Annotated in this window: 1 protein-coding gene; it reads right to left on the bottom strand. The window is 70.4% G+C overall.

Annotated features, from left to right (window positions below; genetic code table 11):
- Positions 1 to 80: 80 nt before the first annotated feature.
- A partial coding sequence (locus tag FLO80_RS23770) for a PI-PLC domain-containing protein (RefSeq protein ID WP_223145547.1) occupies positions 81 to 494 on the bottom strand: 414 nt, incomplete at its 5' end.

The following is a 494-nucleotide window of genomic DNA, read 5'->3' as shown; positions in this document are numbered from 1 at the left end:
AGCGCCGAGTTCGACTCCGGCGACTCCGCCAGCGAACAGGCCAAGGCCCTGCGCGAAGCGGTGAAACGGGCGCTGTCGAGCTACCCGCCGGGCTGATCGGCGAGCACCCGGCGGCGGATCGCCTCCATCTTCCTGGGCGAGTTGCTCATCACCGCGTCGGCGCCCAGGGCGCGCGCGGTGCGGTAGTCCTCGGCGGTCTCGATGCCGAACATCACCACCTTCACCGGCTCGCGGCGCACGCAGTCCATCGCTTTGCGCGTCCACAACTGCGCCGCCGGCACCTTGTAGGAAGACTCGCCAAGGGTGAAGCGCTCGGTCACCGTCAGTTCGCGGCGCATCTCGATGCCCATCCAGGTGCCGCCGGCCGGCGGTGCCTCGCAGCGCTCGCCGAAGGCCAGGCCGACCAGGCGGTTGCGCGTCGCATCGCGGCTTTCGAACTGTCGCGCGCGGTCCGCGTAGCGCTGCGTCAGGTAGTCGTTGGCGGCCTTCTCGGT

The organism is Aquicoccus porphyridii, from assembly GCF_008369105.1.
Classification (GTDB): Bacteria; Pseudomonadota; Alphaproteobacteria; order Rhodobacterales; family Rhodobacteraceae; genus Aquicoccus; species Aquicoccus porphyridii.
This window is presented reverse-complemented; position numbering and strand designations above follow the sequence as displayed.